Origin of the sequence: Agrobacterium sp. Azo12, assembly GCF_029193765.2 — a bacterium.
Lineage (GTDB): Bacteria > Pseudomonadota > Alphaproteobacteria > Rhizobiales > Rhizobiaceae > Agrobacterium.
Genome location: NZ_JARFYO020000001.1, coordinates 1,446,029 through 1,468,345, shown reverse-complemented (window position 1 = coordinate 1,468,345; position 22,317 = coordinate 1,446,029). Strand labels below are relative to the sequence as shown.

Below are 22,317 nucleotides of genomic sequence, written 5' to 3'. Positions count from 1 at the left end.
AGACAAACAGAAGCGCTGCCGGGATATCGGCAGCGCTTCTGATTTTATTCGAAAACGAAAGCCAGCTTCTTGCCGGTTAGTTTTGCCAGCTGCTGCAAACGGCCTTCAAGCCGTTCACCGGCAAAATCGCAATAGTCATGCGGCACCACGAACTCCAGATCGACATCCGGGTTTTCCGAAACGCGGAAACGCAGGTGATCAATCACACCGGGCATGGAGGCAGAGAACAAGTAGACCACACGCAACATGCCACCCACCAGCTTGGCAAGTTCCGACAGGCGGTCACCGGCAATCGCCGTCAACGGCTTGGTCGTGCCGTCATCATTGAGGCCTTCGAAGCGGTAATAGTTGGCAAGTGCGATATAGGCGCGGCCGGGATGGCTGATGCCAACAAAGGAGGAGTGGGCGATGATGTTGACGGCCTGCAAACCGCGATAATCCGGATGTGCGCGCCAGCTGATATCGGCCAGAAGGCAGGCGGCACGCCGGTAGCGGCTTTCTTCCACCGTTTCCTCAATGCCGAAGACCGGTATCGTCCGACCACTCCAGTCTTCCAGCTCACGGGCATGTTCGGGCGAACGTGCACGCAGAATGGCAAGCTCATCGGCAGAGACCAGCAGCGGATCGGTATCCTGATCCTCTTCGCTGAGCAGCGAATAGAGATAACCTTCGCGCACGCCCTGAGCAGAAAACACCACTTTGGAAGGTTTCATCGCTTCCAGCACTTCACGCATGGCGATGGCACCGTAGGGCAAAAGCGAACGGCGGCTTTTTGAGACCGCCTGCCATGCCGGATCTTTCGAATCCTTGGCCGTGATGACGTCATCGAGAAATGCCAGCATTTCCTGCAACGGCACTTCGTAACCCTGCATCATGTGCAGCGGGTACTGGCGAATTTCCATGTGCAGCTTGGCAATACTGCGCCATGTCCCGCCAACCGCGTAGAAGGTACGGCCCTCGCCCTTGGCGAGCAGCTTGGCGGTCTTGATCTGTTTCTTGGCAAAGGTTGCGGCCTTTTCAAGCGAGCTTCCAGATGTCTCGGACAACCTGATACCACCGAGCGGCAAGGTAATGCCCTGCCCGCAGGATTTGCCCTTGATATCGATCAGTTCAAGCGAACCGCCGCCAAGGTCACCGGCAATGCCATCGGGGTCATAAAAACCGCTGATGATGCCGTACGCCGAATAGAGCGCTTCTTTTTCGCCGGAGAGGACTTCGATTTCGCAGCCCAGAATCTCTTCGGCTTCACGGATAAAATCAGGTCCGTTGCTGGCTTCACGCGCGGCAGCGGTTGCCAGCACGTAGAGTTTGTGGGCCTGGGCCTGTTCTGACAGGGCACGGAAACGACGTAGTGACGCAAGCGCGCGGCTTACCCCTTCGTCGTCCATACGACCGGTAAGCGCCAGCCCCTTACCCAGACCGCACAGTACTTTTTCGTTAAAAAGTACTGCCGGTGCACGGGACAAACCTTCATAAACGACGAGACGAACAGAGTTCGAACCAATATCGATGACGGAAACGGGGGCGATGCCGGTAAGCCGCCCCTGTGCTTCTGATCTTGTCATTCAGCCTGTTTCTTGCGAGCCGAGATAAGACCCGCAATCAGTTTTGGCGCACTGGATTTCAAGGCTTCACCACGTCCGGAAAGGCTGGGATTGGTCATGAAGTAGTGCTGCGCGTTGAACGGTTCCTCGCCCTTGCGCACCTCAATGCGCCTAGACGTTCCGTCGGCAAGTATCTCGTAGCTTTGCTGGTTGTCAATCAGGTTACCCAGCATGATCTGTGAAAGAACTTGCTCATGCACCGTTGGGTTAACCAACGGCACCAGCGTTTCAACACGTCTGTCAAGATTGCGCGGCATCATATCGGCGGAGCCGATATAGACCAGCGACTTTTCCGAAGGCAGGCCATATCCGTTGCCAAAGCAGAAAATACGGCTGTGTTCCAGGAAGCGTCCAACGATCGATTTGACGCGGATGTTTTCCGAAAGGCCGGCAACCTGCGGACGCAGGCAGCAGATGCCACGGATCACCAGATCAACTTCAACGCCTGCTTCACTTGCACGGTACAGCGCATCGATGATTTCAGGATCAACGAGCGAATTCATCTTCATCCAGATGGCGGCCGGCGCGCCATTCTTGGCGTGCTGGATTTCATCATTGATGTGCTTGATGATGCGTGGGCGTAGCGTGTAGGGCGAAACCGCCAGCTTCATGCCCTCTTCCGGCTCACCATACCCCGTGATGAAGTTGAAGATATTCGCCATGTCGTGGGCGATCTTCGGGTTGCAGGTGAAGAAGGAAAGATCGGTGTAGATCTTGGCGGTAATCGGGTGGTAGTTGCCCGTTCCAAGGTGGCAATAGGTGCGCAGCTTGCCGTCTTCACGGCGAACGACCATCGACATCTTGGCATGCGTTTTCAGTTCGATAAAGCCAAACACCACCTGAACGCCAGCGCGCTCAAGATCGCGGGCCCAACGTATGTTTGCCTCTTCATCGAAGCGCGCCTTCAATTCGACAAGCGCCGTCACCGACTTGCCGGCTTCGGCCGCATCGATCAGAGCACGAACGATCGGGCTGTCGTTGGAGGTACGGTACAGTGTCTGTTTGATAGCCAGAACATCCGGGTCGCGGGCCGCCTGCAACAGGAACTGCGCCACGACGTCGAAGGATTCGTAGGGGTGGTGAACAACCATGTCCTTTTCGCGGATCGCGGCCAGGCAATCACCGGCATGTTCACGCACACGCTCCGGGAAGCGGGCATTGTACGCCTCGAACTTCAGCTCGTCGCGCGGTGCCTTGACGATTTCGGAAATCGTATTCAACGCCAGAAGGCCGGGCAGAACGGCGACGCGATTTTCCGGCACACCGAGTTCGTGGACCACGAACTGACGCAGGTATTGCGGCATTTCGCTGTCGGTCTCGATACGGATAACCGAGCCGCGACGACGGCGCTTCAGAGCGCTTTCGAAATAGCGAACCAGATCTTCCGCTTCTTCTTCAACTTCAAGATCGCTGTCACGGATCAGGCGGAAGGTACCAAAACCCTTGACGGCATAACCGGGGTAAAGCCTGTTTATGAACAGCCCAACCACATCTTCCAGCGTGATGTAGCGAATGGTGTTACCTTCATCCGGCAGACGGATGAAGCGGTCGAGTGCTGGCGGCAGGCGCAGAAGGCCGGTCATCGGCTCACGACCATGCAGGCTTTCGAGCTGCAGAACCATGGAGAAACCAAGGTTCGGAATGAACGGGAACGGGTGCGCAGGGTCGATACACAGCGGTGTCAGAACCGCAAAGATTCTTTCCTCGAACTCTGTCTCAAGCCAGAGGCGATCCTCATCAGCCAGTGCGGCAGGGCGCACGATGTAGATATCTTCCTTGGCAAGATACTGCTGCAGAACAGCAAGCGACGCCTGCTGCTCCATCTGCAGGTTGTCGATTTCTTTCAGGATGTCTTCGAGCTGTTCAGCCGGTGTCTTTCCATCCGGCGTCCTGACAGTGATCGACTGGCGCACCTGTGCCTCAAGGCCGGCGACGCGCACCATGAAAAATTCATCGAGATTGGCGGCGGAAATCGAGAGAAAACGCAAACGCTCCAGCAGCGGATGCGCGACGTTCAGCGTCTCCTCGAGAACGCGGCGGTTGAACTGCAACCAGGAAAATTCGCGGTTGATAAACCGCTCAGGGCTGTCCCACAAAGGGCTACGCTGAGGAGCTTCTGTAATGCCCTGTTCGTGACTGTCCTGTACTGCCGAATCCATCAACAACTCCACCCGTAAAACATTGTTCTGCCATTATAACAGTTTGACGACGGAACTGTGACAGTCAATCATCATCCATGTCATTGCCTGGTTCGTTCAAAACCTCTGCGGCCAGGGCTCGAGTGATGCGGATACCACGGGCAAGCGCCAGCCTGTCCAGTTTCTCCACCACCGTCTGCGCCGCATCCAGTGAACGCTCCATTCGCGCCACGATATAGCTGATGATTTTGTCATCCATGTAAAGCTGACGATCAGCAAAAAGCTTCATCAAAACCTGTGCGAGGAGGTCCTCGTCCGGCTCACCGATTTCCACCACGGTCGCCGCCTTGAGGCGCGAGCGCAGATCTGGCAGCGTGACCGGCCAGGCAGATGGCCAAAGCCGGGTGGTGATCAACAGCGACGTGCCGTTTTCCCGGACACTGTTGATGACATGGAATAGTTCCGTGTCATCGAAACCGTTGCGATCAGCATCTTCAAAGATTACCGGACCGGTTTCGGCCTTGCGGGCCGCTTGGCTGCCTGCAATGGGATGAATGTCGGTCGCACCGCTCTTTTCCCGCCAGATATTGGCAAGGTGCGATTTTCCAGAACCGATAGGGCCGGCCAGAATCACCACCGGCGACGGCCAGTTCGGCCATGCATCGACAATTGATACGGCAGCATTCAAGGGCGCAGACACCAGCAAGTCATCGCGGCTGGACGCCGTGACATGAGAAAAGACGAGTGGAAGCTGCTCGGCTTTTGGCCGGGCCCGGTCAGGATTTTGTGGGTCGTTCATTTCTGGCTCTGTGTGATCGTCTTGACGGCTGCTTCATCCTTTTGCCCCTCCCAAGGCAAAGCTTGCGCACGTCCGTGGTATAAATCGCTTTCAAGATATCGCGACAGGGCAAACCGCACGAGTACGCCCACCGCCGCTGCCGCCGGCACCGCAATCAGCAGACCGACGAAACCAAACATCGCACCGAAAGCAAAAAGTGCGAACATCAACCATACCGGATGAAGGCCCACGCTGCCACCCACCAGTTTAGGCTGGAGAACATTGCCTTCCATGAACTGGCCAGTGAAATACACGCCCAGAACAATGGCAATCGACACGTAATCCGCACCGAACTGTACGAGGGCCACGCCGCCGGCAATCAGCAGGCACAGCGTCGCACCAACATAAGGAATGAAGCTGAGCATGCCCGTTGCAAAACCGATCAGCAGGCCGAAATTCAGGCCGGCCAGAGAAAGGCCTACGGCATAATAGATGGCCAGGATCAGGCACATGGAGCCCTGCCCGCGTACGAAACCGGCAATGGTGGTGTCCATGTCGCTGGCGATCTGGCGTACGGTCTGCACATGATCGCGTGGTATCCAGCTGTCGACCTTCTTGATCATGCGATCCCAGTCCAGCAGCAGATAGAAGGCAACAACAGGTGTCACCACCAGCAGCGACACGACATCCAACAGAGATTTGCCGGAGTTCCAGATCTGCGTCAGCAGCGTGCCAATAAAACCGGCGCCCTCTGCCAGCAGCTTGGAGAAGTTTTCACGGATGGATTCGACCTGTGCAGCCACCCAATCCGGCAGGATTGTCGAACCGGTGCCAGCGACAAGCTGCTGCAGAGACGAGATGTAGCCGGGAATACGGGTGATGAAATCAGAGGCCTGCGCGACAACCACCGGAATGATGATGATCAACGACAGAGCAAACAACAACACGAAAGTAATCAGAATGACCACTGTCGCCATCATACGGCTCAAACCGCGACGCTCCAGCCAGTCGGCAACCGGATCAAGAAAATAGGCTAGCGCCATGCCTGCAACGAATGGCAGAAGGATGGAACTGAACACCGTCAAAAAGATCACAAAGATCGCAAGCGCGCCGATCCAGAAAAACACCTGGCGTCGCAAATTTGTGCCACTGATATGAGGTTGCATCGTCGGTTCCTTGTGGCGCAATCGCCTTTGCATTTCATCAGGAGATAGGATGCACCTACCGGAACGGTCAAGACTTGATCGGGTTTAAGGCCACAGCGAACAGGCAGAAGTGAGGAAAACGTGGTCAAACCCGTGAAAAAGCGGGACAGAGGCCCTGGTTACTCTTGCATAACACCCTCGCTCATGCGAAGGGCACGCCAAAAGGCGATAGCGGAGACAACAGCCATGAGCCAGTCCGGCAAGAACGGTCTTACCTACAGCGATGCAGGCGTGGATATCGACGCCGGAAACCTGATGGTCGAGAAAATCAAGCCTGCTGTTCGCTCGACGCGCCGCCCCGGCGCTGATGGTGAAATTGGCGGCTTCGGCGGTCTCTTCGATCTCAAGGCGGCAGGCTTCAAGGATCCGGTTCTGGTTGCGGCCAATGACGGCGTCGGCACCAAGCTGAAGATTGCTATCGACGCAGATTATCATGACACGGTTGGTATCGACCTCGTTGCCATGTGCGTCAACGATCTTGTCGTACAGGGCGCCGAGCCACTGTTCTTCCTCGACTACTTCGCAACAGGCAAGCTGGACCCGGATCAGGGCGCTGCCATCGTATCCGGCATTGCGGCCGGTTGCCGCGAATCCGGCTGCGCGCTGATCGGTGGTGAAACCGCTGAAATGCCTGGCATGTATTCCGATGGTGATTACGATCTGGCCGGTTTTGCAGTTGGTGCAGCCGAGCGTGGCCAGCTGCTGCCAGCCGGCGACATTGCCGAAGGCGACGTTATTCTGGGCCTCTCCTCCTCTGGCGTTCACTCCAATGGTTTTTCGCTGGTGCGCAAGATCGTGTCGCTGTCTGGTCTCGAGTGGAGTGCACCTGCACCATTCGCAGAAGACAAGAAGCTGGGTGAAGCCCTGCTGACCCCGACCCGCATCTATGTGAAGCCACTTCTCAAGGCGATCCGCGAAACCGGCGCATTGAAGGCACTGGCACACATCACCGGCGGTGGCTTTCCGGAGAACATTCCGCGCGTTCTGCCAAAGCACCTCGCCGCAGAAATCGACCTCGGTTCGATCAAGGTACCCCAGGTCTTCTCATGGCTTGCCAAGACCGGCGGCGTTGCCGCCAATGAAATGCTGCGCACCTTCAACTGCGGCGTTGGCATGATTGTTGTCGTCTCGGCTGAAAACGCCCAGAAGGTGACCGACGCGCTGACCGCAGAAGGCGAAACCGTATTTCCGCTTGGCCGTATGATTGCCCGTAACGAGGGTGACCATGGCACGGTTTACAAGGGTACGCTTGGTCTATGAGTAACCAGTCCTCGCCTGCCCGCAAAAAACGGGTTGTGGTTTTTATTTCCGGCGGCGGTTCCAATATGCTGGCGCTGGTTAAGGCATGCGAGGATCCATCTTTTCCAGCGGAGATTGCCTGCGTCATCTCCGACAAGGCGTCGGCTGGCGGTCTGGAAAAAGCCGGGGCACTTGGCATTGCCACCCTTGCCTTCGAGCGCAAATCCTTTGCCAGCAAGGCAGAGCATGAGAGCGCCATTTTGGCGGCGCTGGCTGACATCAATCCTGATATCATCTGCCTTGCGGGTTACATGCGCTTGATTTCGGGTGACTTTATCGCGCCCTATGAAGGCCGCATCATCAATATCCATCCATCGCTACTGCCGCTTTTCCCCGGCCTGCACACTCATGATCGCGCAATTGCATCCGGTGCAAAGATTACCGGCTGCACAGTGCATTTTGTGACTGAGGGTATGGATGAAGGTCCGGTGATCGGCCAGGCTGCGGTTCCCGTTCTGGCGGATGATACCGCCGAAAGCCTTGCAGCCCGAGTGCTGACTGTTGAACACCAGCTTTATCCGCTTGCGCTGAAGCGTCTCGCCGAAGGCAAGGTGCGCATGGAAGGCGGCAAGGCAATCTGCGAAAGCGGCGCCACAGACGCCACCTCCTTTATCATTTCCGCTTAAGCCCCGAGCCGCCGAGGTTTAGGCTATTCGCCTTTATAGCGTCTGCCGGTTCAGCATTGCCCATTGCAGCAGGATGATTGTCTTTGCGTCGGTGATTTCGCCCGTGGAAATCATCGCAAAGGCATCGTCGAGCGACAGGGCGATGACTTCCAAGTCTTCGCCTTCGCTGTCGAGCCCACCGCCCTCACCTGCCTTGATATCCAGATCGATCCTGCCGAAAAACAGGCTAACCTTTTCCGTCAGCGTGCCGGGGCTGGCATACATGTCGAACAGATATTTGACGCTCTCGACCGCATAACCGCTTTCCTCCATTGCCTCGCGGCGAATGGCGTCTTCGGCATTGTCGTCATCCAGAAGGCCTGCCGGTACTTCCAGCAGAAAGGCCGGTTCGCCATTCATGAACACGGCTGGCCGGAACTGGCGCACAAACACCACCATGTTGCGTGCCGGATCATACAGAAGAATGGCGGCAGCACTGCCATGATCATGCACTTCACGATCAATGCGGATCACCCGGCCATCAGGCATTTTCTGGTCAAACACTAATGTTTGCATATGCACGAAGCGTTTCCAGACGGTTTGTTTTTCAACCAGCGTAATCCGGCCATCATCATTGGCTGCCAGAGAACCGCTATTCACCTGATTATCCACACTCATCTCCATTTCGAATTCCAATTCCGCTGTCACGTCACCACACAAGACAATCAACATGTCTCGTCGCGCTACGAAGCAGGATGCGCAACACCGTTTTTTACCATCTTCATGGCGTCCGCAAGACAAGCCGGACGTTACTCCTTGCGAAGCCAGACCTTGTTATCGTGGAATGCCGCGCCGCCATAGGGGGCTGGCGAATCCGCACCGGTCAGCACATTGATGCCCTCGCCGTCGAGATGTGCCTTGTTTGGCCACAGCCCTTCAGCGATCAGCACGCCCACGCGCGCACCGGCGACGATTTTGGCGTGAAGCCGGACTTCGCCGCGTGTATTGCCAATGCGCACCACATCGCCGTCAGCAATAGCAAAGGTCTCGGCATCCTCAGGACAGATCATCACTTCCGGACGACCTTCCTTTTGCAACGATGTCTTGGTTTCGCTGAAGGTCGAGTTGAGGAAGTTACGCGCCGGCGACGTGGCAAGCCGGAACGGGTGTTCGGCATCGGCCGTCTCGATCACATCGACCTGATCGGGAAACTGTGGCAACTGATCGACCGGCCCCATCAGGCCAACATTCTCTGGTGGCTTGTCCGGTGACGGACCGTTGCGCCAATCAGGGCGGAAACGGAATTTTCCATCCGCATGACCAAAGCCCTGCAGATAATGGGCGACCTCAAAGGGTGGCTGGGCATCAATCCACTTGTCTTCCAACAGCGCGTCAAAACCCGGCCAGCCACTGGCCGACAGAATGCGGTCGACATGTTCACGTGCCGTCAGGCCAAAACCCGGCATATGGCTGACACCGAGGCGCTTGGCCAGTTCCTCGATAACAAACAGGTTGGCGCGCACCGTTTCAGGCGGCTCCACCAGCTTGGGACCAAGGGTGATGTGGTTCTGTCCTCCGGCGCGGTAGATATCATCATGTTCCAGGAACATGGTGGCGGGCAGCACGATGTCGGCGACCTCAGCCGTTTCCGTCATGAACTGCTCATGCACCGCAACAAACAGGTCGTCCCGCAGGAAGCCCTGCTTCACCAACCGCTGTTCCGGCGTGACATTGATCGGATTGGTGTTCTGGATCAGCATTGCCGTCACAGGCCCACCATGGCGAAGCGCTGCGGCATCACCGGTCAGCACACGGCCAATCTGCGACTGGTCAAGCTGGCGAATATCCGGATCAGCATAGGCCGTGCCCATCAATTCGGATTTGTCGAGGCGGAAGATTTCACCATTGTTGTGAAATGCCCCGCCGCCTTCATATTGCCAAGAGCCGAGCACAGTTGCGATGGACAGCGCCGCGTGCATTGCAACTGCGCCATTGCGCTGGCGGGAGAACCCATACCCAAGACGGAAGAAGCTCTTTTTGGTCGTGCCGACCAGCCGCGCAAAGGCCTCGATCTCCTCGACCGACAGGCCAGTGATTTGCGAGGCCCATTGTGGTGTTTTGCTTTGCAGGTGGGCTTCGAGCCCTGCTGGATCATCGGCAAATTTGGCCATATAGGCGCGGTCGGCATACCCGTCACGAAATGCAATATGCATGACAGCACAGGCAAGCGCCGCATCGGTGCCGGGTTTCAGCACCAGCCCCAGATCGGCCTGTTTCATGGTCGGATTGTCGTAGATATCGACGACGACGATCTTGGCCCCGCGTTCCTTGCGTGCCTTGACCGCATGGGTCATGACATTGATCTGCGTGGCAACCGCATTGGTGCCCCAGATCACCACGACATCGGCCTTGGCCATCTCGCGGGGATCCGGCCCACGCAATGCGCCGGTGCCCATCACATAACCCGTCCAGGCGGTATTGGTGCAGATAGTGCCGAAAAATCCGGAATACCGTTTGGCATGGCGCAGGCGCTCAATGCTGTCGCGCTGCACCTGCCCCATGGTACCGGCATAAAAATACGGCCAGACGGCTTCCGAACCATGTACGGCTTCTGCCTTGACAAAGGCATTGGCAATTTCATCCAGTGCGTCATCCCAGCTGATTTCCTGCCAGTCACCCGCCCCTTTCGCGCCCTTGCGGCGCTTTGGGGTCAACAGTCGGCCGGGATGATAAATCCGTTCGGAATAGCGGGCCACTTTTGCGCAGATGACGCCTGCGGTATAGGTGTTGCTATTGGCTCCGCGCACACGGCCAATACGCCCTTCAGAGGTGATATCCACCTCAAGAGCGCAAGCGGAGGGACAGTCATGCGGACAAACAGTGTGTCCGGTGGTGGATTTGGGTGAAATCTGGGTCGCAACGTTCATCAGTTTTCTATATTGCAAGTGTGAGGCGGCCAAAAGTGCCAACTGACCATCATCAAGATTATTCATAAAAGGCATCGGCACGCATGAATTACCGCCATATCTATCACGCAGGCAATTTTGCGGATGTTCTCAAACACGCGGTTCTGGCGCGGCTGGTTCGTTACCAGCAGAACAAGGACAAGGCTTTCCGGGTTCTGGATACCCATGCCGGTATCGGGCTTTATGACCTGTCCTCCGAAGAGGCGCAGAAGACAGGCGAATGGCAGACCGGCATTGGCAAGCTCATGCAGGCGGAGCTTGCCGCCCCTGTCGCCGATCTCTTGGAACCTTACCTCTCCGCCGTCCGGGAACTGAACCCCGATGGTGGCGTCAAGCTTTATCCCGGATCACCCAAGCTGACCCGCCTCTTGTTGCGCCCGCAGGACCGGTTGTCCGCCATGGAACTGCATCCGGACGACGCCCGAGCATTATCGCGCCAGTTCGAAGGGGATTTTCAGGTTCGTGTTACCGAGCTGGATGGCTGGCTGGCGTTAGGCGCCCACCTGCCACCTAAGGAAAAGCGCGGCCTCATTCTGGTCGACCCACCCTTTGAGATAGCCGGTGAATATGAGCGTCTGGTGGATGGCCTTGCCAAGGCTTACCGACGTTTTGCAACAGGCACCTATTGCCTGTGGTATCCCATCAAAAAAGGCGCACCGATCAAGGACTTTCACGAGCAATTGCAAGCGCTCGAAATTCCAAAGATGCTGTGTGCCGAACTTTCGGTGCGCAGCGACCGCGAAGAGGGATTGAGCGGTTCCGGCCTGATAATCGTCAACCCACCCTTCACGCTGAAGGATGAGTTGCACACGCTCTTGCCGGTGCTGAAAACCATCATGGCGCAGGATCGTTATGCGTCCCAGCGGGCCTTCTGGTTGCGCGGCGAGGCCTGAAACCTCGCCGGCCGCGTGGTGTCAGCCACTCGTAGACGGTTCGTCCGGCTCGGACAATTTTGCCCGTTCAAACAGCAGAATGACGATCAGCCCCATGACCAAGGGGATGATCAGGTAAAACAGGCGGAACACCAGAAGAGCAGCAATGACATCTGCCGGGTTCATATCCGGCAGGCCGGTGACGAACAACAGTTCGAGCACGCCAAGGCCACCCGGGGCATGAGAAATCAAGGCCGCAGAAAAAGACACCAGGAAGATGCCGAGAATAACCATGTAGCCGGGGTTACCGGCTTCTGGCAGCGCAAAATAGATAATGCCAGCCGCACCGATCAACTCCAGCGGACCGATGATAAGCTGTTGTGCGACCAAGGGCGGGGCCGGATAGGGAAACACACGGCTTCCAATTTTCAGAGGGCGTGGTCTCAGCAGACTTCCGGCGACATAGATGCCGCAAAGCACCAGCAATATGCATCCGGTTGTCCTTGAAGCACCAACCGGCAGCAGGTCACCGAAGCGTTCGGTGATGTCTGGTTCATAAACCAGCACCAGGCCGGTCAGGAACATTGTGCCGAAGAAAAAGGTAAAGGAGCACATGGCCACCAGAATACCCACTTCCGTGCCACTGAGACCTTTCGACGTATAAGCGCGGTAACGCACCACAGCGCCTGAGAACACCGACGCACCGACATTGTGCGACAAGGCGTAAGTGGTGAACGAGGTCAGTGTAATAAAAAGAAGGTTCACCTTGCGGCCAAGATGCTGCAAGGCGATCCGGTCATATCCGGCAAGGGCCGCGTAGGCCAGAAGTGTTGAAAGTGCAGAAAGCGACCAGCCTTTCCACGAAATCGCTGTCAGGCTATCCCAGACATCATCAAGCGATAATCCGCGTACTTCATGGTAAAGCAGCCATATCGAGAACCCTATCGTCGCGAGGCCGACGACCGGCCATAGATATTTCTTCACTTTCATACGCACATGCCCGCTCGTTCCTCCCGGCAGCGTCACTGCCTTGTTCACACTCCATCCTATCCATCAGCGTGATCACTGATGAATAACGCGACGAGACGACAAAAGGCTGCACAACCTTTTCATCTTCCCGCACGCCAACGAATTAAAAGATTCGTCCAACTTTAGTCGTTATCTGAATAAACTTTCAACCTTTACCATCGCGTTTATCGTATCAAACAATAGTTGAAATCCCTCCAGAAAATGCGCGATGGCCCCGTTTTTCTGGGGTGTAAAGCTGATATAAAGCCGAAACACATTTCAGTTATCCATTCAGGTAATTGCCCTATGCCTCATGCCTACGAACGTCCTTGCTGCCCATGAAACAATATGCAGGCATAATCGCGCTTGGCGTGATGGCGGTGGCCGCGGCAGTTTTCTTTCGTGAGGAAGCGCCCGCTCCTCAAAAACCGGTAGTGCCTTCACCCCAAATTCAGGCTGGTAACAACACGCAGACAACCGGCACCGCACCAGTTGGCACGCCGACACGCACCCTGCCAAAGTCCACAGGTTTTGATTTTTACGTGTTGTCCCTGTCATGGTCGCCCAGTTACTGCGCCAGTTCCGAAGGCGCGGGCAACCGTCAGCAATGCGGCACCAACCGCCGTTATGGTTTTGTGGTGCATGGCCTGTGGCCACAAAATGAGAATGGCTACCCGCAGTTTTGTTCAAGCAGCGAACCGGAACGGGTTCCCGATGCGCTGGGCAGATCGATGTTCGACATAATGCCGTCAATGGGGCTGATCGGCCACCAGTGGCGTAAACACGGTTCCTGCTCCGGGCTTTCGCAAAAGGACTATTTCGCGGCCACACGGGCTGCCTTCGACGCGGTAAAGTTGCCGCAGACGATTTCACAAGGCCAAAACAATCAAACAATCTCTGCCGACGGGCTGGAAAAGGCGTTCATTGCCGCCAATCCGCGCATGAGCCAACAGGGTATCTCAATCAGCTGCGACGGCGGACGTTTTGAAGAGGTCCGCATCTGCCTCACCCAGGATTTACAGTTCCGCTCCTGTCAGCAAGTCGACAGGCAGGGCTGCCAGACAAAACAAATGACCATTCCCCCCATCCGATAGGAAACATCCATGGAACTGCTTTATTCCCCTGCCTCTCCCTATTCCGCCAAGGTGCGTATGGCTGCCCGCTATCTTAATCTCGGCATCAAGGACGTCAGCGTCGATACCAATGCCGAACCGGCGACGCTGATCGACAATAATCCGCTTGGCAAGATTCCGACCTTGCTGTTGGATGACGGTAATTCGGTTTATGACAGCGTCGCCATCATGCATTATCTCGACCGGCTTTCGCTTGGAAAACTCTATCCAAAAAAACATCAAAAACGCGCCGATGCGGAAATCCTCGAAGCGCTGTGTGACGGCGTAATGGATTGTCTGCTCGCCATTGTTTACGAGCGCCGTTTCCGTCCGGAAGAAAAAATCCACCAGCCATGGATCGACAAGCAGTGGAGCAAGGTTGCGCGTGCACTGGACTACCTCAACGGTAACCTGCCCAAAACAGGTAAAAAACTGAATGGCGGCCATTTCGCGCTTGCCGCGATGATCGGTTATCTCGACCTGCGTTTTGCTGGCGAATGGGCGACCGGCCGCGAAGACCTGGCCGCCTGGCCAGAAAAATTCGGCAAGCGCTTCAAGGAATATGCCGAGATGAAGACACCGGCGTAATCGGACTCTTCAACCACCGACATACAAAAAGAGCAGAGAGGCCCGCCTCTCTGCTCTTTTATTGCACGCCCTACATCAAAAAAAGCGCATTAAAAAACCGGGGCTGTTGGCCCCGGTTTTCTTTTAATCGCGTTTCCGCAGATTAGAACTTCACGCCGATACCGACCTTAACGCTGTGGTCATCGTAACCACGGGAGAAGGAACCAGAGTCAAGTGTGTAGTCCTTCTTAGCGTAGTCAGAGTAACGGTACTCAAGACGAGCTGTGATGTTGTCGGTTACGAGAGCTTCAACACCTGCACCAACGGTGTAGCCGAGTGCTGTTGCGCTGTCGCTGGACGTTGCGTCACGCAGCTTGTTCTCGGAGATTGCGAGACCACCCGTACCGTAGATCAGGAATGGGTTCATGTCGTAACCAACGCGAGCACGCAGCGAGCCATTTACGCCCTGCTTGCCGGAAAGACCGGTGCCAACTGCACCAGCAGAACCGCTTTCGTCGCCGAGGCCGATGTCTGCTTCTGCACCGTAGACGATCTGGCCATTCTGCCAGTTGTAACCGCCGTACAGACCGCCGCCGAAGCCCTTGGCATCACGACCGTCATTGCTGCTGCTAAAGCGGCCCCAATCATAGTTTACGGTACCACCAACGTAAGCGCCGGACCAATCGGAAACCGGTGCTGGCTGCTCATAAGCAACTGGTGCCTGTGGAACTTCGTTGACCGCGTCAGCCGCCTTGGCTGCCGAGAAAGCTCCTGCTGCCATCGTGGAAGCCATAAGAGTTGCAACAAAAATACGCATGTCATTCTCCTTTTCACCACCGCATTGTGCGCTAAACCAAAGTCTCAACGCGGTTAAAAACAGTTAGGTTCCCTGCCCTTCTGGAAATTGAAAATGATGGGTGAATGAGGAGATCAAAAAGCCAAACTGTGAATTCTTTGTGGCGCGGCAGTGACTGAAGTTTGACGTTGCTAAAATACAACGAAATTTTGTTAAGGATAACACTTCATTAAATTCAGAACAGTCGATTTTTACATGTATTTATTTAAAATAAACGCCAAATATACTTAAAACCCTATTCCTGTATAACCCGAAACGACGCTGTACAGGGCGTCGAAATTTGATTTATATCGTCTTCCTATATACTTAGATGCAGATATAAAGCCGGTTTCGATGGAAAAAATACCCAAAACAGTCTTGATCACCGGCGCTTCCAGACGACTTGGGCGGGCAATTGCCGAGGATATGGCTGCTCACGGCTTCGCTATTGCTGTCCATGCACGCTCTTCCATACTCGAAGCAGAAGAGTTCGCTAATACAATAAGGCGCAACGGTGGCAAAGCGCAGGCTTTTGCGGCAGACCTCGCCGATATCGCCTCGACATCCGATTTGATGGAAAAGGCCAGTAATGCGCTTGGTCCTATCGGAATTCTCATCAATAACGCCTCGATTTTCCGAAGCGACTCGGCAGACACATTCGATTCGGCGACATTTGACGCACATTTTGCCGTTCATGTCCGGGCGCCGTCCATTCTGGCAGCCGGATTGATGCACCAGTTGCCGCAGGAAATGAACGGGCTGATCGTCAACATTATTGACCAGCGCGTCTGGGCACCCAATCCACGCTTTTATTCTTATACCTTGTCTAAATCTGCACTTTGGACAGCAACGCAGACCATGGCGCAGGCCTTTGCACCACGCGTGCGGGTAAATGCCATTGGCCCTGGTCCGTCATTTAGAAGTGAAAGACAGCGACCACAGGACTTTCAGGCGCAGATCGACGGCCTTATATTAAAGAGAGGACCGCAGCCGGATGAATTCGGCCGCACGGTTCGTTTTCTTTTTGACACACCGTCTATCACCGGGCAGATGATCGCCCTTGATGGCGGGCAACACCTCGCTTGGGAAACCCCTGACGTGGCGGAGATACCTGAATGAACGGACAGAAGCTGCCCGAGGGCGGCATTCTCTTCGATGAAACCGACGATGATGAAGATGACGCCATTGCTTCGTCCCCTGAGAACGAAGTCGCAAGCGTTGGCGCATCCATTGACTGGTCTGCCGGATGGAAAAATGAAACCGGCCTGAAGGGCATGGACCTGATTGCCGAGTTTGTGAAACACCTGCCGAACCGGCCGGGCGTTTATCGCATGTTCAACGACGCAGGCGACGTGCTCTACGTCGGCAAGGCGCGTTCGCTGAAAAAGCGTGTCGGCAATTACGCCCAGGGCCGCTTCCACTCCAACCGAATTGGCCAAATGGTGCGGCTGACGGTGAATATGGAGTTTGTCACCACCCGCACGGAAACAGAGGCTCTGCTGCTGGAAGCAAACCTCATCAAACGTCTGCGCCCGCGGTTCAACGTGCTGCTGCGCGACGACAAGTCGTTTCCCTACATTCTTATTACGGCTGACAATCGCGCCCCCGCCATTTTCAAACATCGTGGCGCGCGGGCCCGCAAGGGCGATTATTTCGGACCATTTGCATCGGCCGGTGCGGTTGGACGCACCATCAACTCGTTGCAACGGGCGTTTCTTATCCGCACCTGCACGGACAGTGTGTTTGAAACGCGCACCCGCCCCTGTCTGCTTTACCAAATCAAACGATGTTCCGGCCCCTGCACGCATGAAGTCAGCGATGCGGGGTATGCAGAACTTGTTCAGGAAGCCAAAGACTTCCTTTCGGGCAAAAGCCAAAGCGTAAAGACCGCGATTGCCCGGCAGATGAACGAGGCGGCGGAAGATCTGGATTTCGAGCGCGCTGCCGTCTACCGCGACAGGCTGGCAGCCCTAAGCCATGTGCAGAGCCATCAGGGCATCAACCCCGCTGGAATTGAAGAAGCTGACGTGTTTGCCATTCATCACGAAGGTGGCATTTCCTGTATCCAAGTGTTCTTCTTCCGCACCGGACAGAATTGGGGTAACCGCGCCTATTTTCCGAAAGCCGATCCTTCTTTGCCGCCTTCGGAAGTCCTCAACGCGTTTCTCGCGCAGTTTTACGACGACAAACCGGTGCCAAGGCAAATCCTGCTTTCCGAGACAGTGGAAGAACAGGAATTGCTTGCGGCAGCGCTTGGCGAAAAGGCCAACCACAAGGTCACGATCTCGGTGCCGCAACGCGGTGAGAAAAAGGATATCGTTGACCACGTACTGGGCAATGCACGTGAAGCGCATGGCCGCAAGCTAGCCGAAACATCCTCTCAGGAGCGCTTGCTGAAAGGTTTTGCAGACACCTTCAACCTGTCTTATGTGCCACGCCGTATCGAAATCTACGACAACTCCCATATCATGGGCACCAATGCTGTTGGCGGCATGGTGGTGGCGGGACCGGAAGGTTTCGTGAAGAACCAGTATCGCAAGTTCAATATCAAATCGACGGACATCACGCCCGGCGATGACTTTGGCATGATGCGCGAGGTGATGACCCGCCGGTTTTCACGCCTGCTGAAAGAAGAAGGCAAGCCCGATCGCAATCAGGTAACGTCAACCGAGGATGCCGCTGACATGCCTTTCCCCGCATGGCCAGACGTTATCCTGATCGATGGTGGCCAAGGCCAGATGACAGCGGTTCGTGGTATTCTGGATGAGCTTGATATCCGCGATTGCGTCACGGCCATCGGTGTAGCCAAGGGTGTCGACCGTGATGCCGGCCGAGAACGTTTCTTTGCCGACGGTCGCAGCGACTTTTCCCTGCCACCACGCGATCCGGTTCTCTACTTCATACAGCGCATGCGCGATGAAGCGCACCGTTTTGCCATCGGCTCCCACCGGGCACGCCGCAAAAAAGAAATGATCAAGAATCCGCTGGATGAAATCAGTGGTATTGGTCCCGGCCGCAAACGCGCGCTTTTGCAGCATTTCGGTACGGCAAAAGCCGTTTCGCGGGCTGGTCTAAATGACCTGATGAATGTAACCGGCATTTCCGAGGCGGTTGCCCGGCAGGTTTATAATCATTTTCACGAAAATGGCGCAGAATGACGATCTCCTCGTCATCTGCTTGCTAAAAAAAACACAAACAGATGTTGACGCTGACAGCGTGCGGCTTCATCTAAAGCTGAAATTCCGTAAGGCAGGTTCTCAATGGCTTCTCGCGCGTACAATATTCCGAATCTTCTTACCTATGCCCGTATTCTGGCCGTACCGGTCATTGTGCTGTGCTTCTTTGTGGAGGGACAGCTGGCAAGCTCGGATTTTGCGCGCTGGACAGCGCTGTGGATTTTTATCGTCGCTTCTATCACCGACTTTCTCGATGGCTATCTGGCGCGTATCTGGAACCAGACATCCAACATCGGCCGCATGCTGGATCCGATTGCCGACAAGCTGCTGATTGCTTCCGTTCTTTTGTTGATGGCAGCAGATGGTACGATTGCCGGTTGGTCGGTATGGGCCGCCATTACTATTCTGTGCCGTGAAATCCTTGTGTCCGGCCTGCGCGAATATCTCGCTGCATTGAAGGTGTCCGTTCCGGTCACGCAGATCGCCAAGTGGAAGACCACCATCCAGATGGTGGCCATCGCTTTCCTGCTGGCCGGCCCTGCCGGCGACAAGGTTCTGCCTTACACCACCGAAACCGGTATCGGCCTGTTGTGGCTTGCCGCCGCACTGACGATTTACACCGGCTATGACTATTTCAGGGCTGGCCTCAAGCACATCGTGGACGCCGAATAATGACACGCCTCGTTTATTTCGCCTGGGTTCGGGAGAAGATTGGTACGGCCGAAGAGGAGCTGGATATCCCCGCTTCGGTCAAAACGGCAGGTGATCTGCTGGCCTATCTGACCACGCTTGGCGAGAATTACGAGGCGGCATTTGAATTTCCGCACGCCATCCGCGTCGCTGTCAATCAGGAACATATCGACCACGATGAAAGCATCGAGGGCGCGCGCGAAATCGGAATTTTTCCACCAATGACCGGCGGCTGATTGGGATGGAAGGGCGCAACACCCCTTCCCTCAATTCTATGCTTGTCACAGGAATAAGGGTGTCCGTAGGTACACCCCGGCCAACTCACTAAGAGCTGTTACGAGTACACCATGACGATCAAGCCGACCATTTGTGTGCAGTCCGATGACTTCGATGCAGCCGCTGAAGCAAAAAAGCTGACCGACAATGACCGCAGCATTGGCGCAGTCGTTACTTTTACCGGTCTTTGCCGTGATGACGGCGGCACATTGTCTGCACTGGAGCTTGAGCATTATCCCGGCATGGCGGAAGCGGAACTGAACCGCATAGCCGCGCTTGCCATTGAACGTTTTGACCTTCTTGGTCTGACGGCCATCCACCGTTTTGGCAAAATCCCAACCGGCGACAACATCGTTCTGGTTATTGCCGCCTCGCGTCATCGGCAGGCAGCCTTTGATGGCGCAAACTTCGTGATGGACTATCTGAAAACATCCGCGCCGTTCTGGAAAAAGGAACATGGCAAGGATGGCAGCGCTGGTGAATGGATCAATGCCAAAAACGCCGATGAAACGGCCAAGGACAAGTGGCGCTAAGCACCACCATCCCTATGGTCTTTGAGTTTCGCTTCTGCGGATCACCAACCAGACCACAAGCCCCAGCAGCACGGCTGCGTCGCGCCACATGACCGGACCATAGCCGCCCCACAGCGTCTCTGCCACTCCGATGCTTGCCGCGCCATAGGCAGAGGAAAGCGGACTGGAATAACCGCCGGCCGCCGAGATCAGCACAATCTTCAACCCGAATGTCAGCCCAGCGCCAAAGTCCATATTGCCATAATAGCTGGTCGCAAAAATCGCGGCGATGGCCGCAAGGCAGGCGGCCAGACAATAGGACAGCAACAGGATACGGCCGGAATTGACACCACATAGCTCGGCTGCAAAGGCATCATTCGCCACAGCTTTCCATTGCCGCCCAAAAGTCGACACGCGCAGGTAATAATTGATCAGTGCAATCAGGCACACGAAAACCGCCGTGTTGAAAAGCTGCACGGCCGTCACCGTCAGGGAAAAGCCCTGATAGGAGAACAGCACAATCGGTCCCTGAAACAGAGGCGGCAACCATAAGACCCGCGTATTTGCTGCAAGCCGCGCGCCCTCCATCAGGGCAATCAGCACGCCAAGACCTGCCACCATGACCGCATTGGGTGAGGCCATCACCAAGGGACGAATGATCGTGCGTCCGACGACCACGCCCGCCCACAGCCCAGCCGACAGGGCAAAGGTTGCGCCAAAAGCCAAGGTGGCTGGCAGGATAAGCCACAGCTGGTTCCAGCCGAAATCGGCAAACAGCAGATAGGTCTGGCCGGCAAAAGCGAAGATCGCACCATAGGTAACATCGGCACGCCGGGTCAGGGAAAAAACGATCGTGTAACCAAAGGCCAGCACGGCATAAAGCGCTGCAATGGGGATGGCATTCAAAAGCTGCTGCACGAAATACGCCATCACGCCGCCCTCAACCGTCACATTATTATAACTGGTAAAAGTCATTTTAATAGTTATAATTTGGCATGGATTTTTCGTGGACACCACACCGATTTTCTGGCGGCGCGCTTGCCCTTGATGTGGCAAACAGTGTGATTTTGCGATTTTCTCCCGAAAAATCTCTCGACCGGTTTGCCGTCCCCGCGCAGATCGACAGTTTTTCGGCCGCCGCAAGTGCGCTGAGCGGTGACCAAAAACACGGTGCTGCGTTGGTGCCGACAGAGGCACGCAATCGTCCCATTCTGCTTTCGCTGCGTGAGGCAACTGACTGCTACTTCCGAATGGCGGTCTCGGGAGTAGATGACCGCCTGTTATTGGCGCGGTTGCTGGAGACGGCTGCGGCAGCGCTTCGTCATGCGCCGCACGATCAATCGCTGGAAGCCGCAACCGCCAGATCAGCGCTGCAGCTGATTGCCGGCACCGAGCGGCAACGCATCAGGATTTGTGGCAATTGCGGCTGGCTGTTCATTGACCGTAGCAAGAACCGCAGCCGCGTCTGGTGTGACATGGCCGTGTGCGGCAACAGGCAAAAAGCTGCCCGCCACTATCATCGCACAAAGGAGGAAACGGCATGAAGAGGTTCAGCCTTGCATTGCTCCTTCTGGCTGCGGTGTCGATGGCCAGTTGCCAGCGCGAAGACCATGGCGACATCGCCAAACTGTCCGGCCGCATGTTTGTGTTCAATTACCGGGTGGCAAGCGCCAATTATCTGGTCACGCTGCAACCGTTGGCACCGATCACGGCTGGCAGCACGGCAGAGGCGGAGTTTGAAAATCCACGCGGCGGTGCTCCTCTCTCGACCGTCGAGAAGCTGTTTCCCAAAACGGAAAAAATTGTGTTGCAAAGCCCGCCAATTGAATGCGTCAAAAAAGGTCGGCCTTACAAGGTGACGATCCGGCTGAAAGATGCCGATGGGTTGTTACGGCAAACAATCGAAACCAGCATAAGCTCGAACACCGATCAGTCACTGCTGCCGGCCAAGCCGCTGGTCGTCGGGCCGCTTTATACACCGAACCCGGATGTGTTTCGGAGCGATGGCACGACGGACATGAGCCCTGTTCAGGGTTGCCCGACATAAAGCCAACACCTCCAAAACCCTAAACACCAATAAAAAACGGAGCCTTTCGGCTCCGTTCTTCGATTTATTTCAGTTGCTTGAACCGTTTCCCTGAAAAGGTGATTCCGGTTGCTCACAAACTGATTCAGCCAACGATTTCTGTTTCTGCGAACCAGTAAGCGATTTCCTGAACAGCTGTTTCCGGAGCATCGGAACCGTGAACGGAGTTTTCGCCGATCGACAGAGCGAACTGCTTGCGGATGGTGCCTTCGTCAGCGTTTGCCGGGTTGGTAGCGCCCATGATTTCGCGATTCTTGAGGATAGCGTTTTCGCCTTCCAGAACCTGAACGATGGTCGGACCAGAGGTCATGCCTTCAACCAGTTCACCGAAGAAAGGACGCTCTTTGTGAACAGCGTAGAAGCCTTCAGCTTCGCGCTTGCTCATCCAGACGCGCTTGGACGCGATGATGCGCAGGCCGTTGTCTTCAAATACCTTGGTGATGGCGCCAGTGAGGTTACGCTTGGTTGCGTCCGGCTTGATCATCGAAAATGTGCGTTCAATCGCCATGTGTCCGTTTCCTTGTTCTTTAAAGAAAGTGGGCGGTGTTTACCCGCCCAAAGGCCCGAAAACAAGGGGGATCGCCCAAG

At 55.6% G+C, this 22,317-nt stretch carries 22 protein-coding genes; 12 read left to right on the top strand and 10 right to left on the bottom strand.

Annotated elements, in window-relative coordinates:
* Window positions 1-44: 44 nt before the first annotated feature.
* The 4 genes from ppx to PYL13_RS06745 form a co-directional block, all read right to left on the bottom strand.
* A complete protein-coding gene (ppx, locus tag PYL13_RS06760) occupies window positions 45-1,565 on the bottom strand; it encodes an exopolyphosphatase (RefSeq protein ID WP_250982923.1) in 1,521 nt (506 codons plus the stop codon).
* Window positions 1,562-3,763 (bottom strand): RNA degradosome polyphosphate kinase, encoded by a 2,202-nt coding sequence (locus tag PYL13_RS06755; RefSeq protein WP_250982924.1) that lies wholly within the window; start codon window positions 3,761-3,763, stop codon window positions 1,562-1,564. Before PYL13_RS06755 ends, ppx begins: the two co-directional genes overlap by 4 nt.
* Before the next feature lie 64 nt (window positions 3,764-3,827).
* Window positions 3,828-4,541 carry a DnaA regulatory inactivator HdaA gene (gene hdaA, locus PYL13_RS06750; protein ID WP_250982925.1) on the bottom strand — a complete coding sequence of 238 codons (714 nt, stop codon included), beginning with the start codon at window positions 4,539-4,541 and terminating at the stop codon, window positions 3,828-3,830.
* A complete protein-coding gene (locus tag PYL13_RS06745) occupies window positions 4,538-5,686 on the bottom strand; it encodes an AI-2E family transporter (protein WP_192487470.1) in 1,149 nt (382 codons plus the stop codon). The genes hdaA and PYL13_RS06745 overlap by 4 nt, the downstream gene beginning before the upstream one ends.
* A gap of 225 nt (window positions 5,687-5,911) precedes the next feature.
* Between PYL13_RS06745 and purM the strand changes: the two genes are divergently transcribed.
* Both purM and purN read left to right on the top strand, forming a co-directional pair.
* The gene (gene purM / locus PYL13_RS06740) at window positions 5,912-6,985 is read left to right on the top strand and encodes a phosphoribosylformylglycinamidine cyclo-ligase (RefSeq protein ID WP_250982926.1); all 1,074 of its coding nucleotides are present in this window, start codon (window positions 5,912-5,914) and stop codon (window positions 6,983-6,985) included.
* A complete protein-coding gene (gene purN / locus PYL13_RS06735) occupies window positions 6,982-7,650 on the top strand; it encodes a phosphoribosylglycinamide formyltransferase (RefSeq protein WP_275640815.1) in 669 nt (222 codons plus the stop codon). The genes purM and purN overlap by 4 nt, the downstream gene beginning before the upstream one ends.
* A gap of 33 nt (window positions 7,651-7,683) precedes the next feature.
* On the opposite strand, the gene PYL13_RS06730 is transcribed toward purN, so the two are convergent.
* Together PYL13_RS06730 and PYL13_RS06725 are read right to left on the bottom strand one after the other, a co-directional pair.
* Window positions 7,684-8,307: an NUDIX domain-containing protein gene (locus PYL13_RS06730; protein ID WP_259145384.1), complete on the bottom strand. Its 624-nt coding sequence runs from the start codon at window positions 8,305-8,307 to the stop codon at window positions 7,684-7,686.
* Between the two features lie 131 nt (window positions 8,308-8,438).
* Entirely contained in the window at window positions 8,439-10,631 is a 2,193-nt protein-coding gene (locus PYL13_RS06725; protein ID WP_441296657.1) for a molybdopterin oxidoreductase family protein, read from the bottom strand.
* Window positions 10,632-10,639: 8 nt separating this feature from the next.
* Here PYL13_RS06725 and PYL13_RS06720 point away from each other — a divergent pair, with 8 nt between their 5' ends.
* Complete coding sequence (locus PYL13_RS06720; RefSeq protein ID WP_259145386.1) at window positions 10,640-11,488, top strand: 23S rRNA (adenine(2030)-N(6))-methyltransferase RlmJ; 849 nt, start codon at window positions 10,640-10,642, stop codon at window positions 11,486-11,488.
* 21 nt (window positions 11,489-11,509) lie between these two features.
* Here PYL13_RS06720 and PYL13_RS06715 read toward each other — a convergent pair whose 3' ends face one another.
* Entirely contained in the window at window positions 11,510-12,457 is a 948-nt protein-coding gene (locus PYL13_RS06715) for a lysylphosphatidylglycerol synthase domain-containing protein (RefSeq protein WP_250983238.1), read from the bottom strand.
* Between the two features lie 356 nt (window positions 12,458-12,813).
* On the opposite strand from PYL13_RS06715, the gene PYL13_RS06710 reads away from it, so the two are divergent.
* Window positions 12,814-13,569 carry a ribonuclease T2 family protein gene (locus PYL13_RS06710; protein WP_275640813.1) on the top strand — a complete coding sequence of 252 codons (756 nt, stop codon included), beginning with the start codon at window positions 12,814-12,816 and terminating at the stop codon, window positions 13,567-13,569.
* A 9-nt stretch (window positions 13,570-13,578) separates the two neighbouring features.
* Window positions 13,579-14,175: a glutathione S-transferase gene (locus PYL13_RS06705; RefSeq protein ID WP_250982932.1), complete on the top strand. Its 597-nt coding sequence runs from the start codon at window positions 13,579-13,581 to the stop codon at window positions 14,173-14,175.
* 142 nt (window positions 14,176-14,317) lie between these two features.
* Here the strand turns inward: PYL13_RS06705 and PYL13_RS06700 are convergent, their stop codons facing one another.
* On the bottom strand, window positions 14,318-14,971 hold the full coding sequence (locus PYL13_RS06700) for an outer membrane protein (RefSeq protein ID WP_192487462.1): 654 nt from the start codon (window positions 14,969-14,971) through the stop codon (window positions 14,318-14,320).
* 372 nt (window positions 14,972-15,343) lie between these two features.
* Between PYL13_RS06700 and PYL13_RS06695 the strand changes: the two genes are divergently transcribed.
* The 5 genes from PYL13_RS06695 to PYL13_RS06675 all read left to right on the top strand — a co-directional run bounded on the left by PYL13_RS06695 (window position 15,344) and on the right by PYL13_RS06675 (window position 19,664).
* On the top strand, window positions 15,344-16,108 hold the full coding sequence (locus PYL13_RS06695) for an SDR family oxidoreductase (protein WP_275640812.1): 765 nt from the start codon (window positions 15,344-15,346) through the stop codon (window positions 16,106-16,108).
* Window positions 16,105-18,147, top strand: a complete 2,043-nt coding sequence (gene uvrC, locus PYL13_RS06690; RefSeq protein ID WP_275640811.1) for an excinuclease ABC subunit UvrC — start codon at window positions 16,105-16,107, stop codon at window positions 18,145-18,147. The genes PYL13_RS06695 and uvrC overlap by 4 nt, the downstream gene beginning before the upstream one ends.
* A 102-nt stretch (window positions 18,148-18,249) precedes the next feature.
* A complete protein-coding gene (pgsA, locus tag PYL13_RS06685) occupies window positions 18,250-18,837 on the top strand; it encodes a CDP-diacylglycerol--glycerol-3-phosphate 3-phosphatidyltransferase (protein ID WP_250982935.1) in 588 nt (195 codons plus the stop codon).
* Window positions 18,837-19,091 carry a molybdopterin converting factor subunit 1 gene (moaD, locus tag PYL13_RS06680; RefSeq protein WP_192487458.1) on the top strand — a complete coding sequence of 85 codons (255 nt, stop codon included), beginning with the start codon at window positions 18,837-18,839 and terminating at the stop codon, window positions 19,089-19,091. Before pgsA ends, moaD begins: the two co-directional genes overlap by 1 nt.
* Window positions 19,092-19,208: 117 nt before the next feature.
* Entirely contained in the window at window positions 19,209-19,664 is a 456-nt protein-coding gene (locus tag PYL13_RS06675; RefSeq protein WP_275641387.1) for a molybdenum cofactor biosynthesis protein MoaE, read from the top strand.
* A gap of 12 nt (window positions 19,665-19,676) precedes the next feature.
* Here PYL13_RS06675 and PYL13_RS06670 read toward each other — a convergent pair whose 3' ends face one another.
* The gene (locus tag PYL13_RS06670; RefSeq protein ID WP_275641386.1) at window positions 19,677-20,573 is read right to left on the bottom strand and encodes a branched-chain amino acid ABC transporter permease; all 897 of its coding nucleotides are present in this window, start codon (window positions 20,571-20,573) and stop codon (window positions 19,677-19,679) included.
* A gap of 65 nt (window positions 20,574-20,638) precedes the next feature.
* Here PYL13_RS06670 and PYL13_RS06665 point away from each other — a divergent pair, with 65 nt between their 5' ends.
* Window positions 20,639-21,187, top strand: a complete 549-nt coding sequence (locus PYL13_RS06665) for a CGNR zinc finger domain-containing protein (protein WP_275640810.1) — start codon at window positions 20,639-20,641, stop codon at window positions 21,185-21,187.
* On the top strand, window positions 21,184-21,690 hold the full coding sequence (locus tag PYL13_RS06660; RefSeq protein WP_250982937.1) for a hypothetical protein: 507 nt from the start codon (window positions 21,184-21,186) through the stop codon (window positions 21,688-21,690). The genes PYL13_RS06665 and PYL13_RS06660 overlap by 4 nt, the downstream gene beginning before the upstream one ends.
* A 124-nt stretch (window positions 21,691-21,814) precedes the next feature.
* On the opposite strand, the gene ndk is transcribed toward PYL13_RS06660, so the two are convergent.
* Window positions 21,815-22,237 carry a nucleoside-diphosphate kinase gene (ndk, locus tag PYL13_RS06655; protein WP_018898730.1) on the bottom strand — a complete coding sequence of 141 codons (423 nt, stop codon included), beginning with the start codon at window positions 22,235-22,237 and terminating at the stop codon, window positions 21,815-21,817.
* Window positions 22,238-22,317: the final 80 nt, after the last annotated feature.

Coding starts and splice junctions, on each gene's coding strand:
- ppx (WP_250982923.1), bottom strand. CDS start 1,565: ATGACAAGATCAGAAGCACAGGGGCGGCTTACCGGCATCGCCCCCGTT.
- PYL13_RS06755 (WP_250982924.1), bottom strand. CDS start 3,763: ATGGATTCGGCAGTACAGGACAGTCACGAACAGGGCATTACAGAAGCT.
- hdaA (WP_250982925.1), bottom strand. CDS start 4,541: ATGAACGACCCACAAAATCCTGACCGGGCCCGGCCAAAAGCCGAGCAG.
- PYL13_RS06745 (WP_192487470.1), bottom strand. CDS start 5,686: ATGCAACCTCATATCAGTGGCACAAATTTGCGACGCCAGGTGTTTTTC.
- purM (WP_250982926.1), top strand. CDS start 5,912: ATGAGCCAGTCCGGCAAGAACGGTCTTACCTACAGCGATGCAGGCGTG.
- purN (WP_275640815.1), top strand. CDS start 6,982: ATGAGTAACCAGTCCTCGCCTGCCCGCAAAAAACGGGTTGTGGTTTTT.
- PYL13_RS06730 (WP_259145384.1), bottom strand. CDS start 8,307: ATGAGTGTGGATAATCAGGTGAATAGCGGTTCTCTGGCAGCCAATGAT.
- PYL13_RS06725 (WP_441296657.1), bottom strand. CDS start 10,631: ATGCCTTTTATGAATAATCTTGATGATGGTCAGTTGGCACTTTTGGCC.
- PYL13_RS06720 (WP_259145386.1), top strand. CDS start 10,640: ATGAATTACCGCCATATCTATCACGCAGGCAATTTTGCGGATGTTCTC.
- PYL13_RS06715 (WP_250983238.1), bottom strand. CDS start 12,457: ATGAAAGTGAAGAAATATCTATGGCCGGTCGTCGGCCTCGCGACGATA.
- PYL13_RS06710 (WP_275640813.1), top strand. CDS start 12,814: ATGAAACAATATGCAGGCATAATCGCGCTTGGCGTGATGGCGGTGGCC.
- PYL13_RS06705 (WP_250982932.1), top strand. CDS start 13,579: ATGGAACTGCTTTATTCCCCTGCCTCTCCCTATTCCGCCAAGGTGCGT.
- PYL13_RS06700 (WP_192487462.1), bottom strand. CDS start 14,971: ATGCGTATTTTTGTTGCAACTCTTATGGCTTCCACGATGGCAGCAGGA.
- PYL13_RS06695 (WP_275640812.1), top strand. CDS start 15,344: ATGGAAAAAATACCCAAAACAGTCTTGATCACCGGCGCTTCCAGACGA.
- uvrC (WP_275640811.1), top strand. CDS start 16,105: ATGAACGGACAGAAGCTGCCCGAGGGCGGCATTCTCTTCGATGAAACC.
- pgsA (WP_250982935.1), top strand. CDS start 18,250: ATGGCTTCTCGCGCGTACAATATTCCGAATCTTCTTACCTATGCCCGT.
- moaD (WP_192487458.1), top strand. CDS start 18,837: ATGACACGCCTCGTTTATTTCGCCTGGGTTCGGGAGAAGATTGGTACG.
- PYL13_RS06670 (WP_275641386.1), bottom strand. CDS start 20,573: ATGGCGTATTTCGTGCAGCAGCTTTTGAATGCCATCCCCATTGCAGCG.
- PYL13_RS06665 (WP_275640810.1), top strand. CDS start 20,639: ATGGATTTTTCGTGGACACCACACCGATTTTCTGGCGGCGCGCTTGCC.
- PYL13_RS06660 (WP_250982937.1), top strand. CDS start 21,184: ATGAAGAGGTTCAGCCTTGCATTGCTCCTTCTGGCTGCGGTGTCGATG.
- ndk (WP_018898730.1), bottom strand. CDS start 22,237: ATGGCGATTGAACGCACATTTTCGATGATCAAGCCGGACGCAACCAAG.